The organism is Rhodoferax sp. GW821-FHT02C08 (genome assembly GCF_059421805.1).
This window is the reverse complement of record NZ_JBWKVR010000005.1, coordinates 112,627-133,656: the sequence shown is the minus strand read 5'-3', so window position 1 is coordinate 133,656 and position 21,030 is coordinate 112,627. Positions and strand designations below refer to the sequence as shown.

At 61.8% G+C, this 21,030-nt stretch carries 15 protein-coding genes; 6 read left to right on the top strand and 9 right to left on the bottom strand.

What is annotated here, in order from left to right; genetic code table 11:
- Nucleotides 1-69 precede the first annotated feature (69 nt).
- From AC07VY_RS07985 to AC07VY_RS07960, 6 genes are all read left to right on the top strand, one after another.
- Nucleotides 70-222, top strand: coding sequence for a rubredoxin (locus AC07VY_RS07985; protein WP_495074214.1), 153 nt, complete (start codon nucleotides 70-72; stop codon nucleotides 220-222).
- A 48-nt stretch (nucleotides 223-270) separates the two neighbouring features.
- Nucleotides 271-669: a response regulator gene (locus AC07VY_RS07980; protein ID WP_495073799.1), complete on the top strand. Its 399-nt coding sequence runs from the start codon at nucleotides 271-273 to the stop codon at nucleotides 667-669.
- On the top strand, nucleotides 669-1,034 hold the full coding sequence (locus AC07VY_RS07975; protein ID WP_495073798.1) for a response regulator: 366 nt from the start codon (nucleotides 669-671) through the stop codon (nucleotides 1,032-1,034). Before AC07VY_RS07980 ends, AC07VY_RS07975 begins: the two co-directional genes overlap by 1 nt.
- Nucleotides 1,035-1,046: 12 nt before the next feature.
- Nucleotides 1,047-1,577 carry a chemotaxis protein CheW gene (locus AC07VY_RS07970; RefSeq protein WP_495097074.1) on the top strand — a complete coding sequence of 177 codons (531 nt, stop codon included), beginning with the start codon at nucleotides 1,047-1,049 and terminating at the stop codon, nucleotides 1,575-1,577.
- A gap of 78 nt (nucleotides 1,578-1,655) precedes the next feature.
- On the top strand, nucleotides 1,656-3,842 hold the full coding sequence (locus AC07VY_RS07965; RefSeq protein ID WP_495097075.1) for a methyl-accepting chemotaxis protein: 2,187 nt from the start codon (nucleotides 1,656-1,658) through the stop codon (nucleotides 3,840-3,842).
- 41 nt (nucleotides 3,843-3,883) lie between these two features.
- Nucleotides 3,884-9,658, top strand: a complete 5,775-nt coding sequence (locus tag AC07VY_RS07960; RefSeq protein ID WP_495097076.1) for a hybrid sensor histidine kinase/response regulator — start codon at nucleotides 3,884-3,886, stop codon at nucleotides 9,656-9,658.
- Nucleotides 9,659-9,748: 90 nt separating this feature from the next.
- Here the strand turns inward: AC07VY_RS07960 and AC07VY_RS07955 are convergent, their stop codons facing one another.
- From AC07VY_RS07955 to AC07VY_RS07915, 9 genes are all read right to left on the bottom strand, one after another.
- Entirely contained in the window at nucleotides 9,749-11,251 is a 1,503-nt protein-coding gene (locus AC07VY_RS07955) for a cryptochrome/photolyase family protein (protein WP_495097077.1), read from the bottom strand.
- Entirely contained in the window at nucleotides 11,245-12,636 is a 1,392-nt protein-coding gene (locus AC07VY_RS07950) for an L-serine ammonia-lyase (protein WP_495073794.1), read from the bottom strand. The genes AC07VY_RS07955 and AC07VY_RS07950 overlap by 7 nt, the downstream gene beginning before the upstream one ends.
- A gap of 19 nt (nucleotides 12,637-12,655) precedes the next feature.
- The gene (betA, locus tag AC07VY_RS07945; protein ID WP_495097078.1) at nucleotides 12,656-14,326 is read right to left on the bottom strand and encodes a choline dehydrogenase; all 1,671 of its coding nucleotides are present in this window, start codon (nucleotides 14,324-14,326) and stop codon (nucleotides 12,656-12,658) included.
- Nucleotides 14,327-14,329: 3 nt separating this feature from the next.
- Nucleotides 14,330-15,790: a betaine-aldehyde dehydrogenase gene (gene betB, locus AC07VY_RS07940; RefSeq protein ID WP_495097079.1), complete on the bottom strand. Its 1,461-nt coding sequence runs from the start codon at nucleotides 15,788-15,790 to the stop codon at nucleotides 14,330-14,332.
- Nucleotides 15,791-15,815: 25 nt separating this feature from the next.
- Nucleotides 15,816-16,676 carry a formyltetrahydrofolate deformylase gene (purU, locus tag AC07VY_RS07935; RefSeq protein ID WP_495097080.1) on the bottom strand — a complete coding sequence of 287 codons (861 nt, stop codon included), beginning with the start codon at nucleotides 16,674-16,676 and terminating at the stop codon, nucleotides 15,816-15,818.
- A gap of 72 nt (nucleotides 16,677-16,748) precedes the next feature.
- The gene (locus AC07VY_RS07930; RefSeq protein ID WP_495073790.1) at nucleotides 16,749-17,690 is read right to left on the bottom strand and encodes a choline ABC transporter substrate-binding protein; all 942 of its coding nucleotides are present in this window, start codon (nucleotides 17,688-17,690) and stop codon (nucleotides 16,749-16,751) included.
- 266 nt (nucleotides 17,691-17,956) lie between these two features.
- On the bottom strand, nucleotides 17,957-18,946 hold the full coding sequence (locus AC07VY_RS07925; RefSeq protein WP_495073789.1) for a GlxA family transcriptional regulator: 990 nt from the start codon (nucleotides 18,944-18,946) through the stop codon (nucleotides 17,957-17,959).
- 133 nt (nucleotides 18,947-19,079) lie between these two features.
- Nucleotides 19,080-19,952, bottom strand: coding sequence for an ABC transporter permease (locus AC07VY_RS07920; RefSeq protein WP_495073788.1), 873 nt, complete (start codon nucleotides 19,950-19,952; stop codon nucleotides 19,080-19,082).
- A complete protein-coding gene (locus AC07VY_RS07915; RefSeq protein WP_495073787.1) occupies nucleotides 19,945-20,982 on the bottom strand; it encodes a quaternary amine ABC transporter ATP-binding protein in 1,038 nt (345 codons plus the stop codon). The genes AC07VY_RS07920 and AC07VY_RS07915 overlap by 8 nt, the downstream gene beginning before the upstream one ends.
- Between the last annotated feature and the right edge of the window lie 48 nt (nucleotides 20,983-21,030).

Here is a 21,030-nt window from a genome sequence, read left to right as displayed (position 1 = left end):
AATGCGTAGATACAATCCGTTTCATTCTATTCGAAGGCCCTTTAAGTTGTGACTGAAGCTACTACCTGGATGTGTTTGATTTGTGGATGGATTTACGATGAGGCCACAGGCTCACCGGAGCATGGTATTGAACCAGGAACTCCCTGGGCAAAAGTACCCATGAACTGGACCTGCCCAGAGTGTGGCGCGCGTAAAGAAGATTTCGAAATGGTTCAACTTTGACCCGCAGCGACTATTCGTTTTGCGAGTTCCTCACAGGAGTGCGATGACGTGAGTACGACAGCCTCAAGCTTCAAGGTGCTGGTGGTGGACGACAGCAATACGATACGTCGCAGCGCGGAGATCTTCCTCAAGCAGGGCGGTCACGAAGTGCTGCTCGCGGAAGATGGCTTTGATGCCCTCTCCAAAATCAACGACCATGTGCCGCAACTGATTTTTTGCGACATTTTGATGCCCAAGCTGGACGGTTACCAGACCTGTGCGATTATCAAGCGCAACCCGAAGTTCGCCGCTATCCCTGTGGTCATGCTGTCTTCCAAGGATGGTGTGTTCGACAAGGCCAGGGGCCGCATGGTGGGTTCGCAGGACTACCTGACCAAACCGTTTACCAAAGACCAACTGCTGCAAGCGGTACAGCAGTTTGGCATTGCAGTGCAAGGAGCTGATTGATGGCCATCCACCATGTGTTGATCGTGGACGATTCCAAAACCGAGTTGATGTACCTGACCGATTTGCTGCAGAAGATGGGCATGTCGGTGCGGACCGCTGAAAACGCTGAAGACGCGTTCCGGCGTCTGGCGGAACAAAAACCGGATCTGATTCTGATGGATGTGGTGATGCCAGGACAAAACGGCTTCCAGCTGACCCGTACCATCAGCCGCACGCCTGAATATGCCGATGTGCCCATCATCATGTGTACCAGCAAGAACCAGGAAACCGACCGGGTTTGGGGTCTGCGCCAAGGTGCCCGTGACTACATCACCAAGCCGGTCGACGCCAATGAGCTGAAGGCCAAGATACGCGCTCTGGCCTAAGCCCCAGTACCTATGGCGAACCGTGAAGCCCTGAGAGAGCTACAAACCCGGCTAGCGTCCCGGTTGCAGGCGGCACGCGGCGAAGGTACTGCGGTGCGATGGTTGGCGGTAGAGGTTGGTGGCAGCCACTGCCTGTTCCCGCTGGCCCAGTGCGGCGAAATCTTCCCCTGGACCCCTGTCCAGCCTGCGGCTTATACCCAGCCCTGGTTTCTGGGCGTGGCTAATTTGCGTGGTGGCTTGTTCGGTGTGGTCGACTTTGCTCGATTTATGGCAGACGTAGTGCCCTCCGCACGCACCGATACGCCCTTGTCCGAGTGCAGCCTGTTGTCTTTGAATGCCGGCATGGATGTGAACTGTGCCTTGCTGGTCAGCCAGTTGTCCGGCTTGCGCGGGCCGGAGTCATTTACCGCGTCACAAGCACCTCCAGCCGATGCCCCAGCGTATTTCGGTCGTGTCTATACGGACGCGGCGGGACTGGCTTGGCAGGAGGTGAACCTGCTCGCGTTGTCCCAACTTCCTTCTTTTCTGAGCATTGGTGCTTAGGTTTTTCCAGAAAGCTGCGCTATGTCCGTTGTAGATCCTCAAACTCAGCCCCTCACGCAACACTCGGATTTTTCGGAGATGGATACGGTAGCGCAACCGCACGAAGCCGAGTCCGAACCAGTCTCCAAGGCGGCACCTGATTCCCAGCAGGCTGCATATGGTGAAAGCCGCTTTGTCGGTACGACTTCCCAGGATGCACAAGATACCCGGGTGACTTTGCCTTTGCTGGGGCGGCGTGCGGTGAATGCGCATCAGCGCATCCTGGCGTTGCTGCTGGTGGTGTCCTTGGCGGTGTTTGCGTCAGCGGCCGGTTATGCGGTGTGGCGCTCCAATAACGTGGCACAACAGTTGGGGGACGTGGGTACGGCGCTCATGCAGTCTCAGCGCTTGGCCAAAGCTGTTTCGCAGGCTTTGGTCGGTAGCGCGTCGGCTTTTCCTGACGTCGCAGAAAGCTCTGCCTCGTTGGGGCTGGAGACGCATGAATTCCAGTTTGGCGGTGACGATGTCGCGGCGATGGATGCTGAGCTGCAGACGGATGTCGCGGAAATTAAACCGATCGTAGACCGTGCAACCAAAAATGCTGCCACCGTCATGGCGCAGCAAAAGATTTTGACCCAGGTGGGTAGCGCCTTGCGCACGATCAATCGCCAATCTTCGGATCTGCTGGAGATTGCCGAAACCATCGCGTCTTTCAAATTGCAGCAAGCCGCTTCTCCTGCTGAGATTTCTGCAACGGGCCAGTTGGTGATGCTGACCCAGCGAATCGGCAAGTCGGCCAATGAATTCCAGACCATGGACGGCGTGAGCCCGGAGGCCGTGTTCTTGCTGGGTAAAGATTTGAACTCGTTCAAGGAAATTACCCAGGGCTTGAAGGACGGCAGCCCTGAGCTGCACCTGGCAGCCGCCAAGGATTCGGCCACGCGGGAGCGGTTGGATGCCTTGCTCAAGCTGTACGACGAAACCCGGGCCCAGGCTGGCGCGATTCTGGGGAACTTGCAAGGGCTGGTGTCGGCTCGTGAAGCAGAGGTTTCCATCGGTGCAGACAGCGAGCCCTTGCGCCGCAAGCTGGAAGCCCTACAGGGCAAGTTGTCGGACCGCACCGGTCTGCCAGCGGCAGTTATTGGCCTGCTGCTCTTGTCGGTGCTGCTGGCGTTCCTCAGCGCTGCGGGGCTGGTGAAGCTGCAGTTGCAGGAAAGTCGCCAGCGCCAAGCATTTGCCGAGCGTGAGCGTATCGATGCGGAGCTGTCGCAACGTGAAACCAAGCGTTTGAACGACGCCAACCAGGCCGCAATTTTGCGTTTGATGAATGAGTTGCAAACTGTGGCGGAAGGCGATCTGACACAACAGGCCACCGTGACGGAAGACATTACCGGGGCCATCGCCGATTCGGTGAACTACACGGTGGAAGAGCTGCGCGCACTGGTAGGTAGCGTGCAGAACACGGCCACCCAGGTGGCGCACACGACGTCCCAGGTGGACAGCACCTCGACCGAGCTGCTGGCAGCCTCCACCGAGCAGCTGCGCGAGATCCGTGAAACCGGTCTGTCCGTGCTGGAAATGGCGTCGCGCATCAATGAGGTGTCCACCCAGGCACAGGAATCCGCCACAGTGGCGCGTCAGTCCCTGCAAGCGGCCGACTCGGGCCTGCAAGCGGTGCAGAACGCCATCGGTGGTATGAATGCCATCCGTGACCAGATCCAGGAAACCTCCAAGCGCATCAAGCGCCTGGGCGAGTCGTCGCAGGAGATTGGTGAAATCACCGAGCTGATTTCCGACATTACCGAACAGACCAACGTGCTAGCCTTGAACGCCGCCATCCAGGCCGCGTCTGCCGGTGAAGCCGGTCGCGGCTTCTCTGTGGTGGCCGAAGAAGTGCAGCGCCTGGCCGAGCGCTCTGCCGACGCGACACGCCAGATTGCGGCATTGGTGAAAGCGATTCAGACCGACACCCATGACGCTGTGGGCGCCATGGAGCGTTCAACCCAGGGTGTGGTGGCTGGAGCCCAACTGTCGGACAACGCCGGTACGGCGCTGACCGAGATCGACCGCGTGTCGCGTCGACTGGCTGAGCTGATCGAGCAGATTTCCCTGGCCACGTCGCGTGAAGCCGAAAAGGCCAACGTGGTGGCCGACAACATCCAGCATATTTTTGCGGTGACGGAGCAGACCGGTGAGGGGACGCGCACCACGGCCACGCAGGTGCGTGAGCTTTCCCATATGGCTGAAGAGTTGCGCCAGTCGGTTGCGCGATTCAAAATCGTTTGATCGGTTCTGCGTTGTCGCGCATTGCTGCTAGGGACATTTCTATGCAAGCCATTGAATCCACGGCTGTTGACTCGACCGAGCAGGACTTGGGGCCGTTGGCCTGGGTGCTCGATGAACTGCGCAAAACACTGGAAGTCGCTGTCAAGAGTTTGCGGCGTTACGTGCGTGAAACGGAAGCTGCGCAGGGGGCCGCATTTGTGTTGCCCGATAGCAGCCGTTTGACCACGGCACGTCAGCAATTGCACCTGACTGTCGGTGCACTGGAGATGGTGGGCATGACGCCGCCGTCCCTGGTGCTGCAGGCCATGGAGGCCGCAGCGGTGCGATTTATCGAGAACCCCAATCTGTGCAACGAGGACGCTGTTGGCAAGATTGAGCGCGCCAGCTTTGCACTTGTCGATTATCTGGAAGGCGTGCTGGCGGGCAAACCGGTGTCGTCCGTGGGCCTGTTTCCTCAGTACCGCGAGGTGCAGGCCTTGGCGGGCGTGAACCAGGTTCATCCGGCTGATCTGTGGCCGATGGAGGCCCATTGGCGGGATATCCCTGCGGCCGTGCCGGTGGTGCCGATCGCCTATTCGCCCGCGCTGCGTGCGCGGCTGGACCAGCATGTTTTGAAGGTGGTGAAGACTGGCGACCCAGCAGCTGCGCAGGCGCTGGTCGCCATCTGCCTGGGCTGTGCTGCGGCGCAGAGCCGACATCCTGATCGTGCGTTCTGGACGATTGCTGCTGCTTATTTTGAAGCCCTGTCCTTGGGATTGTTTCCTTCGGACGTCTATTCCAAGCGCATTGCGTCCCGGGTGTTGACCCAGTATGCCGCCCTGGCGCGCGGTGATACGCAGATTCCACCGCGCCTGGCGCAGGACATGCTGTTTTTTTGCGCGCAGACCGTGCCGGTGCGCAGCTCGGATGCACCCACCCTGACCGCGGTGCGTCAGGCCTATGGGTTGCAGCGGCATGCTCCCATTGATTACGAGGTCCGGCAGTTCGGTCGGTTCGATCCGGCTTTGCTGGCACAAGCGCGCAAGCGCCTTGCCGCTGCCGCCGAGACCTGGTCAGCCCTGGCCGGTGGTGATGTCCATCGTTTCAAGCCTGCGCTAGACCAGTTCACCATGGTGGGTGAATCCCTGTCCAAGTTGCACCCTGGCAGTACGGTGCTGGCGCAAGCCCTGGTTCAGGCCGTGGAAGCCACGGTGCGCTCCAAGGTGCCACCTTCTGCCGCTTTGGGCATGGAGGTGGCTACGGCTGTGCTGTATCTGGAGGCTGCGTTCGAGGAGCTGGACCAGGCCGATGAGCAACTGGCCGAGCGTGCCAGCGTGTTGGCGCAGCGCCTGGCCGATGTAGAGCGAGGCCAGCAACCACAGCCCCTGGCGGGCTGGATGGAGGAGTTGTACCACCGCGTGAGCGATCGCCAAAGCATTGGTAGCGTGGTGGACGAGCTGCGTAGCACCCTGACCGAGGTCGAGCAGTCACTTGACCAGTTCTTCCGCACGCCGCGCGAGAAAGTGCCTTTGGCCAAGGTCGCCAACCAGTTGTCGCAGATGCGCGGCGTCTTGTCGGTGCTCGGTCTGGACCAGGCTTCCCACGCCGTGATGCGTATGCGCGAAGTGGTGGACGGCTATATGTCCGATGATGAACAGGACGCGCAAGAGCGCGCGGCCAGCTTCGACCGTCTGGGAAATAGCCTCGGGGCCTTGGGCTTCATGATCGACATGCTGGGTTACCAGCGCGCCTTGGCCAAGAAATTGTTTGTGTACGACGAAGAGGCCGGTGAGTTCAAGCTGCTGGTCGGGCGCAGCCCGGTGCCAGCGCATGAAACCGTGCAAGTGCCTTTCATGGATTCCATGTTGGACCAACCGCTGGATCTGGAACAGAGCGTTGCCGAGTCTTTCGAGAGCACCGAGCTAGCTCCTTTGACGGAGGCCGCCGGAGTTGACCAGGAGCTGGATTTCTTCGCCATAACCGAGCCCATGCCGCTTGAGTTGCCGGAGCCTGTCCCTGTCGAGCCATTGGACGTGTTCAGCATGGACGAGCCAATGCTGGAATTTTTGCCACTCGACGAGGTGGTCACCAGCGCACCCGAGCCTGTAGTGGAGCCGGTGGCAGCGCCAACACCCGCTGTCGCAGAGCCCTTGCCCGCGCAAGAGGATGATGAAGCTGAGTTACAAGACATCTTCCTGGAAGAGGCCCGAGAGGTGGTGCAGGCGGGCCTGGAGTCGTTGGACACGCTGGCCGTCGAACCGGTGGACATGGCGGCCCAAACTTCCTTGCGCCGTGCTTTCCACACCCTGAAGGGCAGCGCGCGCATGGTCGGCTTGGCCGAATTCGGCGAGGCAGCCTGGGCGATGGAACAGCTCATCAACAGCTGGCTGGCCGAACAAACGCCGGCCACTGCGGCACTACAAACCTTGTCGCGCCAGGCTTTGCAGGCATTTGGCCAGTGGGCCGACGACATCGCTGCGGGCGCTGCTGAGCCCTGGACGGCGCAGCCTTTCCGCGCCTCGGCCGATGCCCTGCGTCTGGAGCTACGCAGCTTGCCACTGGCCGTACCGCATTCCGCATCTGCTGTGACTGCGCTGGAAGAGCCGGCTGTGCTGGACGTACCAGAGCCGCAGCCTGAAATCCTGGATGTACCGCAGGACGAGCCCCTTGTTGCAGATCTGCTGGAAGACGAGCCCGTGCCGGCACCGTCTGCCGAACTACCCGATGCCACCGTGGCAGAAGAACTGTCCTTGGCATCTGCAGAACCGCAAGCAGAACCCGAGCCGGAGGTAGATGACAACACCAAGGTCATCGGCAGCTTGCGTATAGGCATTCCGCTATACAACGTGTACCTCAACGAGGCAGACGAATGGTCGCGGCGCTTGTTGACCGAGCTCAGCGAATGGTCGCTGGAGTTGGAGCAGCCCTTGCCCGATACCACGGTCGCGCTGGCGCATTCACTGGCGGGCAGCTCCGCAACCGTGGGCTTCCAGGCCTTGTCGCAAATGGCGCGGGCCCTGGAGTCTGCGCTGGAGCATGTGCAGCTGGAGCCCCAGGGCACGGCACAGCATGCACAGATATTCACCGATGCGGCCGAAGACATACGCCGTTTGCTGCACCAATTCGCTGCGGGCTTTTTGAAAGAGCCCAGCCCCACCGTATTGCAGGCCCTGCGCGACCTGCTGGAAGCCGAGCCTGTTGCAGCACCCGCAACTCCGCTTGCCGAAGCAGCTCCTGAGCTGGATGATGCGGCTGCGTTGGCCTTCTTCTCCGAGTTGGAGCAGGTCGAAGAGCCTGCACCGGCTGAGGCTGTTGAGCTGGTGGTACCCCCAGAGCCAGAAGCTCCGGCGGTGGAACCAGTGCCGGAACTGCTGGAGCTGCCGCCAGAGCCTGTCGAGGCTCCCGTGTTGGGTGCTACTGCAGAGTTGCCGGAAGCCGCTCCGCATGAGGTTCCGGACGATACCCAGGTGCCTGTACCGATAGACTTCCATGCGGCTATGGGTGTTCAGGTACAGGACGCCTTGGCCGATTTCGAAGACGAAATCGATGTCGAGGACGCGATTGATGCGGACTTGTTCCCAATCTTTGAAGAAGAAGCCAACGAGCTGCTGCCCCACCTGGGTGGCGCATTGCGCCAGTGGCGTGCAAGGCCGGAGAACACTGGTGCGCGCAGCGAGGTCTTGCGCGCACTGCACACGCTCAAGGGCAGTGCCCGGCTGGCTGGGGCTTTGCGTTTGGGGGAACTGGCGCATCGGCTGGAAACAGCGATAGAGCGGCTGGACGCCGACTCGCTCCAGTCCGCGCAGATCGACCCCTTGCTGTCTTATTTCGACCGGCTGCAGTTCGATCTGGATGGCCTGCGCACCCAGTACCTGCAGGCACCCAGCGCGGCTGTCGTGGCTTTGCCTGTGGCTGCTCCGACGGCGGCGGCTGCAGCTGTCGATGCCCCCCAGGCGTCGGCGCCGGTGCTGGCCTTGCACACGCCCTCTTTGCCGCGGCAGATGGCGCAGCAGTCGGTGCGTGTGCGTTCGCAGCTGCTGGACCGCCTGGTCAACCAGGCCGGCGAAGTCATCATTACCCGGACCCGGCTGGAGGCGCGGCTGAACCAGTTGCGCGGCTCCCTCGGCGACTTGACCGGCAACCTGGAGCGTCTGCGCACCCATTTGCGCGACATCGAGGTGCAGGCGGAATCGCAGATGCAATCGCGTCTGGCTTTGGTCAAGGATTCGGCCCAGGGCTTTGACCCGCTGGAATTCGACCGCTTCACCCGCGTGCAGGAGTTGACCCGCATGATGGCCGAGTCGGTGAATGACGTAGCCACCGTGCAGCGCAGCTTGCAGCGCACCATTGAAGGCACCGAAGACGATCTGGTTGCCCAGGCCCGCCAGGCCCGCGAGCTGCAGCGCGATCTGTTGCGCACCCGCATGGTGGAGTTTGAAGGCATTGCCGAGCGGCTGTATGCCGTGGTGCGCCAGGCCTCCAAAGAGACTGGTAAGCAGGTCAAACTGGACATTGTGGGCGGCTCCATCGAGATGGACCGGGGTGTGCTGGACCGCATGGCCCCCGCATTCGAGCATTTGTTGCGCAATGCCGTGGCCCATGGCATCGAGGCGGTGGATCTGCGCGAAGCGGCAGGCAAGCCCGCAGTCGGCTCCATCACGGTTGCGCTGACCCACGAGGGCAATGACATCTCGGTCAATTTCTCGGACGATGGTGCAGGGCTGGAGCCGGAACGCATACGCCGCAAGGCCATTGCCCAGGGGCTGCTGACCGCGGACCAGGCAGTCGATGACGCGGCTTTGACCGACTTCATCTTCATGCCGGGCTTTTCCACCGCCTCCCAGGTGACGGAGCTGGCCGGTCGCGGTATTGGTCTGGATGTGGTTCGGGCCGAGGTGCTGGCGCTCGGTGGCCGGATTGAAACCAGTTCGGTGTCCGGAGACGGCACGCAGTTCAAACTGGTGCTGCCCTTGACCACGGCGGTGACGCAGGTGGTGATGCTGCGTGCTGGAGCGCTGTCCATCGGCGTGCCCGCCAACGTGGTGGAGCAAGTGCGCCGCATGCCACAGGCCGACTTGGCCAAAGCCTATGCCGAGCATGTCATACCGTTTGCGGGCGAGTCGGTGCCATTTTTCTGGGCCGGCGCCTTGTTGCAGGCGTCTCAGCACAGTGTCGAACCCGCCGGCAAGAACAGTTCAGTGGTGATTTTCCGCAGTGCTGCGCAGCGCCTGGCCTTGCACGTGGATGAAGTGCTGGGTAACCAGGAAGTGGTGGTGAAGAATCTGGGGCCACAGCTCTCGCGTCTGCCCGGTTTGGCTGGTTTGTCGGTGCTGGCATCCGGCGCCGTGGTGCTGATCTACAACCCGGTGGCTTTGTCGTCGGTCTACGGCACGCAGGCGCGCCAGTGGCAAGACGATGGCGGCAAAAAGGATGCGCCTCTGGCCGTGGTGCAGCAGGTGCCTCTGGTGCTGGTGGTGGACGACTCCATCACTGTGCGCCGTGTTACCCAGCGTTTGCTGCAGCGTGAAGGCTACCGCGTCAGCCTGGCGAACGACGGCGTGCAGGCCCTGGAGCGTTTGCACGACGAGCTGCCAGCGATCGTTTTGTCAGACATCGAAATGCCGCGCATGGACGGTTTCGATCTGGCGCGCACCATCCGGGACGATGCGCAGTACAAACACCTGCCCATCGTCATGATCACCTCGCGCACAGCGGAAAAGCACCGCGAGCATGCGCAGGCCCTGGGCGTGAACCACTATCTGGGCAAGCCATATTCGGAAGAGGAACTGCTGAGCCTGGTGCGCCGGTATACGGCGGTGGAGATCGCTCAGACTTAGCGTTTGGGTGAGGTATACCTGGGAAGGTATACGCCAAATTGACTGCTAGCGCAGGTACTGCTTGCGCTGGCAGCTATTAAATAAGTAGCATCACCCTGGTAAGGCATTCGGTTTTTTGACCACCGCGTAGCGCAGCAATGTGCGCGTCCGTGCCGCGTCATGCGCCACGATGGGCTGGGGGTAGTTCTGGCCCAGCACCACATCCGCCGCTTGCAATTCCATGGGTTTCGCCGTCCACGGTGCGTGGATGGCGGTGTTCGGTAGTTTGGCCAGTTGCGGCAGATAGCGGCGGATGAATTTGCCCTCGGGGTCGAACTTTTCGCTCTGGCTGGTCGGGTTGAAGATGCGGAAATAGGGCTGGGCATCGCAGCCGCTGGAGCTGGCCCACTGCCAGCCGCCATTGTTGCTGGCCAGGTCGAAATCGTTTAGATGCTCTGCAAAGTAGCGTTCGCCCCAGCGCCAGTTCAGCCCCAGGTCTTTCACCAGGAAGCTGGCCACTACCATGCGCAGGCGGTTGTGCATATAGCCGGTCTGGTTGATCTGGGCCATGGCCGCGTCGACCAACGGGTAGCCGGTGCGTCCCTGGCACCAGGCTTCGAACAAGGCTTTGGCCGCCTTGCCGTGCTCCCAGCCGATGTTGTCGTATTCGGGTTTGAACGCACCCTGCGCCACATGCGGGAAGTTGCTGAGTATCTGTACATAGAAGTCGCGCCAGACCAGCTCGCTGAGCCACATGCTGGCGCCATTCAGCCCCTGGAGTGACAAGGTGTGGGCTACGCTTGCCAATTGGCGTATCGATACCGTGCCAAAGCGCAGGTGCACGCCCAGGTAGCTGGGGCCTTTGACGCTGGGAAAGTCGCGGGTGCTGCCATAGTGTTCTATGCGATCCAGGAACTCCTCGAACAGATGCTGGCCGCCGCTGGCCCCGGCAGGCAGTTTCAGTTGCCCCAGGTTGGTAGGTTCAAAACCCAAGGCCGCCAGGTCAGGCACCGGCTGCGCGCAGTCTGCGGGGCGGGCAGCCAGGCTGGCGGCGTATTTTTCTACCGGGTAGGGCTTGAGGTAGAAGTCGTTCAGCTTCTTGAGCCAGGCATTCTTGTACGGCGTAAACACGCCATAGGGCCGGCCCTGCTGGGTGAGCACCTCTTTGCGCTCGAAGATCACATGGTCTTTGTAGGTGCGCAGTGCCACACCCCTATGTGCCAAAGCGCCTAGTACGGCGGCGTCGCGCGCCAGGGCCTGGGGTTCGTCGTCGTGGTTGGCAAACACCGCCTGGGCCTGCAGGGATTGGGCCAGCGCTGGAATGGCGTCTCGTGCTGCCGCATGGCGCACGATCAGGCCGGCCTGAGGTTGCAGCGCGCGCAGAGCGGCATCCAGTTCGACTACGCTGGCCTGGATGAATTCCACCCGGCGGTCGGCACGCGGCAGGCTGTCGAGTATCTCGGTATCGAAGATGAAAACGCAGTGCACCCGCTGGCAGTGTTTCAGCGCGTGGTAGAGCGCAGCGTGGTCAAAGCTGCGCAAATCCCGGCGGAACCAGACGATGCCAGTAGCGAACTCTTTGTAAGCTGTTTGTGCAGGCCCGCGTTTTAGCATTCCACGATGTTAACGGCCAAGCCGCCGCGCGAGGTTTCCTTGTACTTGGTCATCATGTCGGCGCCGGTTTCACGCATGGTTTTAATGACCTTGTCCAGGCTCACGAAGTGGCTGCCGTCGCCGTGCAGCGCCATGCGGGCGGCGTTGATGGCCTTCACCGACGCGATCGCGTTGCGCTCTATACAGGGGATTTGCACCAGGCCGCCCACCGGGTCGCAGGTCAGGCCCAGGTGGTGTTCCATGCCGATCTCGGCGGCGTTTTCCACCTGCTCGGGTGTGCCGCCCATCACCGCGCAGAGCGCGGCGGCGGCCATGGAGCAGGCCACGCCCACCTCGCCCTGGCAGCCGACTTCGGCGCCCGAGATGGAGGCGTTTTCCTTGTAGAGCATGCCGATGGCGGCGGCGGTCAGCAGAAAGTCGATGACGCCGCTGGGCGTAGCGGTGGCCACGAAGCGTACGTAGTAGTGCAATACGGCGGGCACGATGCCGGCCGCGCCGTTGGTGGGCGCAGTGACGACCCGGCCACCGGCGGCGTTTTCTTCATTCACTGCCAGCGCATACAGGTTTACCCAGTCCAGCACCTGCAGCGGGTCACGCAAGGATGCTTCGGGATTGGAGCGCAGCTTGGCGGACAGTTCGGCCGCGCGGCGCTTGACCTTGAAGCCGCCGGGCAGCACGCCCTGGGTGCGGCAGCCACGTTCCACACAGGCCTGCATCACGTTCCAGATTTTGTGCAGCCCGGCGTCGATTTCGGCATCGCTGCGCCAGTGCTGCTCATTGCGGCGCATTAGTGCAGCGATGGATAGGCCAGCGCTTTTGCATTGCTGCAGTAGTTCATCGCCGCTGTGGAAGGGGTAGGGCAGCACCGTGGTGTCGGGTGCCAGCACCTTTTGCTTCTGGCCGTCTGCAGCTACCTCGTCACTGACGATAAAGCCACCACCCACCGAGTAGTAGCAGCGGTTTTGCAGCTCGACGCCATCTGCATCAAATGCAATGCAGCGCATGCCGTTGGAGTGGAATGGCAGGGTTTCGCGCCGGTACATGGCCAGATGCTCTTTTTCTTTGAACGCTATCAGGTGCCGCCCGCCCAGGCGCAGTTGGCCGCTATTGCGGATTGCGTCCAGCATGGCGGGAATAGCCTCTACGTCTACGGTCTCGGGGTCATGGCCCTCCAGGCCCAGCAGCACGGCTTTGTCGGTGCCGTGCCCCTTGCCGGTGGCACCCAGGGAGCCATAGAGTTTGACTTCGACCCGCGTGCAACGGGCCAGCAGATCCTGGTGTACCAGCCGCTCGGTGAACAGGCGGGCAGCTCGCATGGGCCCTACGGTATGCGAACTGCTAGGGCCGATGCCAATTTTGAAGATATCGAAAACGCTGACTGCCATGGTGGAGTTGTCTCTTGTTTTAGCGCTGCGCGCTTTGGTATTGGGGATGCACAAAGAACGGTGCATCCGAGCGTGGCAGGGCAGTTTTGCCGCGGATTGTATCGGCCATTTTTTCGGCCAGCATGATGGTGGGCGCATTCAGGTTGCCGCTGATTACGTCCGGCATGATGGATGCGTCGACCACCCGTAAACCACTCACGCCATGCACCCGGCCGCTGCCGTCGGTGACTGCCATGTCGTCTGTGCCCATGCGGCAAGTGCAGGATGGGTGGAGCGCGCTTTCCGCGTGTTCGCGGATGTGTGCGTCGATCTCGGCATCGGTCTGCACTGCGTTGGTGGGCGAGATGGCTTCGCCACGGAAACGGTCGAACGCCTTCTGCTCAAAGATCTCGCGCGTAAGGCGGATACCGGCGCGCATTTCCTTGCGGTCCTGCTCGGTGGACATGTAGTTGAACAGGATGCGCGGCGCTTCCTTGGGGTTGGCACTTTTCAGCGTGACCGAACCGCGGCTGGTGGGCCGCATCGGGCCGACATGTGCCTGGAAGCCGTGGAAGCTGGCCGGCGCGCTGCCGTCGTAGCTGATCGCCATGGGCAGAAAGTGGTACTGCAGATCCGGGTGTTTCACGCCCGCTTCGCTGCGGATGAAGCCGCCGGATTCGAAATGGTTGGTCGCCCCCAGGCCGGTGCCCAGCAGCATCCATTCGGCGCCGATCTTGGCCTTGGCTACCGGGTTCATGGCGTTGTACAGGGTGATGGGTTCCTTGCAGGCGTACTGCACATAGGTTTCCAGATGGTCCTGTAGGTTCTCGCCCACACCACGCAGCGCGGTGACCACGGGAATGCCCAGCTTGCGTAGTGCGTCGGGGTTGCCCACGCCGGACAACTGCAGCAGCTGCGGAGAATTGATGGCACCGCCGCACAAAATCACCTCGCGCTGAGCACGCAGCAGGTCTGTCTTGTGACCGTTGACAACCTCCACGCCGATGGCGCGCGGTGGGTTGCTCTCGGGTTCAAATGCCACACGTGCCACCAAGGCACGGGTGCGCACCTGCAGATTCGGCCGCTTCAGCGCTGGGCGCAGATAGGCCATGGCGGTACTCCAGCGCCGGCCCTTGTGTACCGTCATGTCCATCGGCCCCAGGCCTTCCTGGCGGTAACCGTTCATGTCCTCGGTGCGGGCGTAGCCAGCTTGTTGCCCGGCTTCGATGAAGGCGTTGTACAGCGGGTTCACGCAGGCGCCGGTGGAGACGTGCAGCGGGCCGCTGTCGCCGCGGTAGGCGTCGCCGCCCTTGGCACGGGTTTCGGCTTTGCGGAAGTAGGGCAGGCAGTCGGCGTAGGACCAGTTTTCCAGGCCCGGGTAGCTGGCCCAGCTGTCGTAGTCCAGCGCATGGCCGCGGATGTAGACCATGCCGTTGATGCTGGAGGAGCCGCCCAGTACCCGGCCACGCGGGCAGTACATGGCCCGGTTGTTCATGTAGGGGTCGGGTTCGGAGTGGTAGTACCAGTTGTACTTGTCGTTGGCCAGCGGGTAGGCAAAGGCCGAGGGCATGTGGATGAAGATGCTGCGGTCGCCCGGGCCGGCTTCCAGCAGCAGCACAGACACGTCCGGATCTTCGGTCAGGCGGTTGGCCAGCACGCAGCCGGCCGAGCCGGCACCCACGATGATGTAGTCAAAGCTTTCCGTGCGCATGGTTCAACGGTACCCGCAGGCGACTTGGCCCAGTTCTACGTACACGGTTTTCAGCTGGGTGTACTGCTCCAGCGCGACCATGCTGTTTTCATGGCCTATGCCGGATTCGCCCGCGCCGCCAAAGGGGATCTCGATGGGCGTGATGTTGTAGTTGTTGATCCAGCAGATGCCGGCTTTGAGGCTGGCCGCTACGCGGTGGCCGCGTGCGCCGTCGCGGGTGAACACACCTGCGGCAAGGCCGAAGCGGGTGGCGTTGGCGCGGCGTACCACCTCGACCTCGTCGTCAAACACCAGCACGGACATAACCGGGCCAAAGATTTCTTCCTGCACGATGGCCATGCTGTCTGTGCAGTCGGCAAAGATGGTGGGGGCTACGAAATTGCCCTGCTCGCAGCCAGGCACTGCCGCCGCTGTACCGCCGCAGACCAGGGTGGCGCCACCGGCCACACCCTGGGCGATGTAGCCCAGCACCTTGTCACGGTGGGCGGCGGAGATCAGCGCGCCGACTTCGGTATCGGGGTCGGTGGGGTTGCCCACGCGCAGCAGCAGCGTGCGTTCCTTCAGCCGTGCCAGGAACTTGTCTTGGATGCCGCGCTGTACGAAGACGCGGGTGCCGTTGGTGCAGATCTCGCCCTGGGTGTAGAAGTTGGCCATCATGGCGGCGGTCACGGCCTGTTCGAAGTCGGCGTCGTCAAACACAATCAACGGCGACTTGCCGCCCAGCTCCATGGTGACGCGCTTGAGCGTGCCGGCGGCGCTGGCCATGACACGCTTGCCGGTGGGTACCGAGCCGGTGACTGACACCTTGGCCACGTCCGGGTGGGCCGCCAGCAGCGCGCCGGTGGCACCGCGGCCTTGCAGCACGTTGAACACGCCGGGCGGAACACCGGCTTCCAGGTAGATCTCGGCCAGCTTCACGGCCGTCATGGGTGTGAGCTCGGACGGTTTAAAAATCATAGCGTTCCCCGCAGCCAGGGCGGGCGCAGACTTCCAACAGGCTATCTGAATCGGGTAGTTCCAGGCGCCTATGCCCACGCACACGCCCAGGGGTTCGCGGCGGGTGTAGGCAAAGGCGTTCTTCAGCGGGTATTGGGCTCCGGCCAGGGTGGCGGCGGCGCCGGCAAAGTATTCGATGCAGTCAGCACCGCTGGCCACATCGACCACGCAGGCTTCCTGCCAGGGTTTGCCTGTGTCTTGCACCTCCAGCGCGGCCAGATCGTCGTTGCGTTCGCGCAGCAACTGGGCCGCGCGGTGCAGTATGCGGCCGCGCTCAGTGCCGGTCATGGCTGACCAGATGGCGAAGCCGCGTTGGGCGGCTTCAACAGCGGCGTTGACGTCAGCCTCGCCGCAGTCGTGCACACCCGCAATGACGGCGCCGGTAGCGGGGTTGATCGTGGTGAAGTGGTCACCGCTGCCTTGTATGCTTACACCGTCAACAAAGCTGGGAATCAGGGATTCGGTCATGGTTTTCTCTTCTGGGGGCTATGGCTCAGCGTAGCACTACGGTCTTCATGCCGTTGATGAAGACACGCCGGTCCAGTACGAAGCGCATGGCACGGGACAGCACCAGGCTCTCCACCAGCCGACCGGCTTGCGAAAGGTGTTGTGGTGTATCCGCATGGTCCACGCGCTCGACGGATTGCTCAATGATCGGGCCTTCGTCCAGGTCGGTGGTGGCAAAGTGGGCGGTGGCGCCGATCAGCTTGACACCGCGGTCAAAAGCCTGCTGGTAGGGTTTTCCACCCTTGAAGCCGGGCAGGAAGGAATGGTGGATATTGATGACCCGGCCGTGCAGGCGCTCGCACAGCGATTCGGACAAAACTTGCATATAGCGCGCCAGCACCACGAATTCGGCACCGGTGTCGGCAATCAGCTGCTCCAGCTTGGCTTCTTGGGCTGGCTTGGTGTCAGCGCTGATGGGGATGTGGTGAAAAGGCAGGCCTTCGGCTTCGGCCAGCGGTGCCAGGTCGGGGTGGTTGGACACCACGGCGACGATGTCCATCTTCAGCTCACCACGGCGCCACTGCGCGATCAGCTCGCGCAGGCAGTGGTCGAACTTGGACATCATGATCAGCACGCGGGTGGGCTGGGCCAGGTCGTGCACCTTCCACTGGGCTGCTGGAAAGCTTTTTGCCAGGTCGGCGAAGGCGCTGCGCAGCACATCCACCGAGCTGCTGAGGCTGAACACGCTGCGTACAAAAAAGCGCTCGGTCGTGTGGTCGTCAAACACCGAAAACTGTTCGATGTAGGCGCCGTGCTGGTTCAGCAGTTCGGACACGGCGGCGACCTGTCCCTGGGCACTGCCGCAGGCCAGGTTCAGGCAGAAATGGGTGGAAGAAGCCGAGGTCATAGCAGAGCGCGCCAAAAATGGGTAAAGGTAGTGCTGCCGGGTTGATACGGCAGCACTGCAGGTGGGGAGAACTTACTTCAGCGACGCGGTAACCGCAGGCAGGCCATCCTGACCCGAGAAGGTCTTCACACCCTTGAGCCAGCCTTCCAGTACGCCAGGGTTCTTCTTCAGGTAGGCCTTGGCTGCGGCCTCGGGCTTGGCCTTGTCCAGGATGCCGATCATCACGTTGTTTTCAATCGTGGTGGTGAACTGCAGGTTCTTCAGCAGCGTGGCAACGTTCGGGCAGCGGGCTTCGTAGCTGGGGGGCACGGCGGTGAAGACCTTGGCTTCACCCAGGTTGGGGCCGAACACATCGTCGCCGCCTTCCAGGTACTTCATCTTCATCTGCACGTTCATGGGGTGGGGTTCCCAGCCCAGGAACACGATGCCCTTGTTGCTGCGGCTGGCGCGCTGCACTTCGGCCAGCATGCCGGCCTCGGATGACTCGACCATCTTGAAGCCCTTGAGGCCGAACTGGTTTTTGTCGATCATGCCCTGGATCAGCGCATTGCCGTCGTTGCCAGGTTCAATGCCGTAGATCTTGCCGTCCAGATCTTTCTGGAACTTGGCGATGTCATTGAAGGTCTTCAGGCCCTTGTCGTACAGGTAGGCGGGTACGGCCAGGGTGTACTTGGCACCGACCAGGTTGGGTTGCTCCAGCACCTTGATTTGGCCGGCCTTGACGAAGGGCTCAATGATGGGCGTCATGCTGGGGTTCCAGTACCCCAGGAAGGCGTCAATCTGCTTGGACTTGATGCCTGCGAAGGTGATCGGTACCGAGGCGATGGTCACCGTGGGCTTGTAACCTAGGCCTTCGAGCACCACGGAAGCCAGGCCGGTGGTGGCGGCAATATCACTCCAGCCCACGTCGGCAAAACGCACGGTTTTGCAGCTGGCTTCTTCTGCATGCGCAAGCGGTGCGCACAGCGAGAAGGCGGAGGAGGCGAGACCGAGAAGAGCGAGTTTCAATTTCATGACCGATTCCTAGTGGGTGGAGGGGCAGGTGTTGTACCAAGTGACGACACCATGCACTTTCACAGGTTGGCGGCTGGAAACTTTGCTGAGAACGACGCGGAGTTGTCCGGGTACGGCAAGTGTCAGAGACTTGTCAGAATATTAGGCATAAAAAAGCCTGCCTGCGCAGGTTTTATATGCGCAGGAAGCTATAAATTATGTAGCAATAGGTGGCGCCAACGCTTAGGCGCCGTTGGGGCTAAAAAAAACAGCCGATGAAGCGGGGTTCAGGCCACGCGTATGGCGGATACCGTTGCCGAGGCCTGCTTGGGCCAGGCCGGTGCACGCGCAGGCGTGGTGCCTGCGTGGCGGCGGCGTTCCTCGCTGGGCGAGTGGCCGAACAGGCTACGGTAGGCTTTGCAGAAGTGCGAGGACGATTGGAAGCCGCAGGCCACAGTGACTTGCATGATGGGCATGCTGCTGTGCGTCAGCAGCTCCTGCGCGCGGCGCAGCCGCAGGTTCATGTAGTACTGCGCCGGGTTCATGCTGAAGTAGCGGTGGAACAGCCGCTCCAGCTGGCGCAGCGACAGTGCAATGGCGCTGGCCAGCTCGGCCAGCGGCAAGGGATCTTCGATGTTGGCGGCCATGATTTCGGCGGCCTCGGTCAGATGCTGGTAGCCCGGGCCTATGCATTCGGGCTGGGGTATGCGCTGGCGGTCGTTGCTGGCGCGCAGCCGCTCCACGATGAACTGCTCAGAAATGTCCATCACCAGTTTGGCGCCGTGGCTGGCGCGTATCAGGTGCAGCATCAGGTGCAGCGGCGCCGTACCACCCGAGCAGGTGATGCGGTCGCGGTCCAGAATGAAGACCTCGGTGGCGAACTGCACCTTGGGGAATTCTTCGCCAATGGCGGCCAGGTTTTCCCAGTGGATGGCGCAGCGGTAGCCGTCCAGCAGGCCGGCGCTGGCCAGGGCGAAAGAGCCAGTGCACAACGCGCCCATGGTCACCCCGTGGGTGGCCAGCTGGCGCAGCATGTGGCGTACGGCATCGTCGGTGTTGCGGCGGATGTTGACGCCGCCACAGACAAACACCGTATCGCATTCCGACAGGCTGGCCAGGTCGCCGGTGGACCCCATGGTCAGGCCATTGCTGGCCTGGGCGCCACTTTGTTCGGTGCTCACCACTGTCCAGCTGTACAGCGGGCGGCGGCTGATGTAGTTGGCCATGCGCAGTGTTTCCACCGCGTTGGCAAAGGCGATCATCGAGTAATCGGGCATCAGAATGAATCCGATGCGCGTGGTATCTGTTGAAACGGAAGCGTCGTTGGCTCCGAATGCCGCAGCCGGTGAGGCCTGGGTTGGGGCAAGGGGACTGCGTGGCAAAGGGGCGCTCCTCAATTTCTGCGTGGGGTCAGCTGTCGCGGCCTTTGCGGGCCACGCCAAAGCTTTCAGTCAGGCGGTCAAGAATGATAGCCAGCAAGACGACGGCCAGACCACTCTCAAACCCTAGGCCGATGTCCAGCCGTTGGATGCTGGCCAGCACGTCGTTGCCCAGGCCGCCGGCGCCCACCATGGAGGCGATGATGACCATGGACAGCGCCATCATGATGGTCTGGTTCACGCCGGCCATGATGGTCGGCATGGCGATAGGCAGCTGCACCTTGAACAGCAGCTGGGTCGAGGTGCAGCCAAAAGCGTTGCCGGCCTCCACCTGCTCGGAGCTGACCTGGCGTATGCCCAGGCTGGTTAAGCGCACCACCGGCGGCATGGCGAAGATCACGGTTGCAATCGTGCCCGGCACGCGGCCCAGGCCAAACAGCATGGCTGCAGGTATCAGGTACACAAAAGCGGGCATGGTCTGCATGAAATCGAGTACGGGTCGCACGCTGGCGTTGATGTGGTTGTTGCGGGCACACCAGATGCCCAGGGGAATACCAAAAAACAGGCTGATCAGGGTGGCCGACAGCGTCAGCGCCAGCGTCACCATGGTTTGCGGCCAGAAGCCAGTCACCACGATCAGCATCAAAGCCAAAGCAACAAACAGGCCAAAACCCCAACTGAGCCGACGAATGCCGACAACGGTGGCGACTGCAATCACTAGCCAGAAGGGAATCGCCAGCATGCCCTGCTCGATGGATTGGGCAAAGCCCTCGACCACTACGCCGATGGAGTCGAACACGGTGGCGCCGTTGTCTAGCAGGGTTTTGACGCCTGCGTTGACCCACTTGCCCAGGGGCAGCATGTTGTGGGTGGCGTCGGTGACTTGGGTGAGCAGATCAGACATGGCGGGCTTCCTGGGACATCTTGACGAGCAGGCTGCGGGCAGAGATGCAGCCCAGCAACTGGTTGGTGGCATCGAACACGCCGACCGGCTGGTCCATGCCCAGCACGATCTTCATGGCCTCGGGCAGGGTGGTGGACCAGGGCAGGCGCGGGCCGCCGTTGTACGAGTGGCCGTTGAGGCCCGGGTCCAGCAGGTCGGCGGCGGTGAGGTAGCGCGAGGTGTCCACACCCTCGAAGAACTTGCGCACATAGGCGTTGGCCGGCTGGGTAATGATCTGGTGGGCCGTACCCTCTTGCACCAGGTTGCCGCCTTCCATGATGGCGATGCGGGTGCCGATGCGCAGAGCTTCTTCAAGGTCGTGCGAGACGAACAAAACGGTGCGTTGCTGTTCGCGCTGCAACTCCAGCATCAGGCCCTGCATTTCCACGCGCTTGAGCGGATCGAGCGCCGAGAAGGCTTCGTCCATCAGCAGAATATCGGGGTCTACCGCCAGCGCGCGTGCTAAGCCCACGCGCTGCTGCATGCCGCCGGACAGCTGAGATGGGTATTTGGCTGCGTAGGTTTGCAGGCCTACCTGGGCCAGCACTTCCATGGCGCGGGTTTCCCGTTCCTTGCGCGGTGTGCCGGCCATTTCCAGGCCGAAGGCGGCGTTGTCCAGCACATTGCGGTGTGGCATGAGGGCGAAGGACTGGAACACCATGGCCACCCGCTTGCGCCGCCAGCGCACCAGCGCGTCATGGGGCAGCTTGGCGATGTCTTCACCGTCGATGTTGATGGAGCCGGAGGAGGGTTCCACTAGGCGGTTGATCAACCGGATGAGGGTGGACTTGCCCGAGCCGGACAGGCCCATGAGCACATAAATCTCGCCTGGCATAACGTCAAAGCTGACCTTATTGACGCCCACGACATGCCCGGTTTTGGCGAAAACCTCGTCCTTGCTACGACCTTCGTTGAGTAACTTGACGGCTTCTGAGATATTGCTGCCGAATATCTTGTACAGATTTTTGACGCTAATTTTTGGGTTTGACATCGTGGGTCTCCAGGAACTTTGGATCAATGCGTTGGTCTATTCTTATAA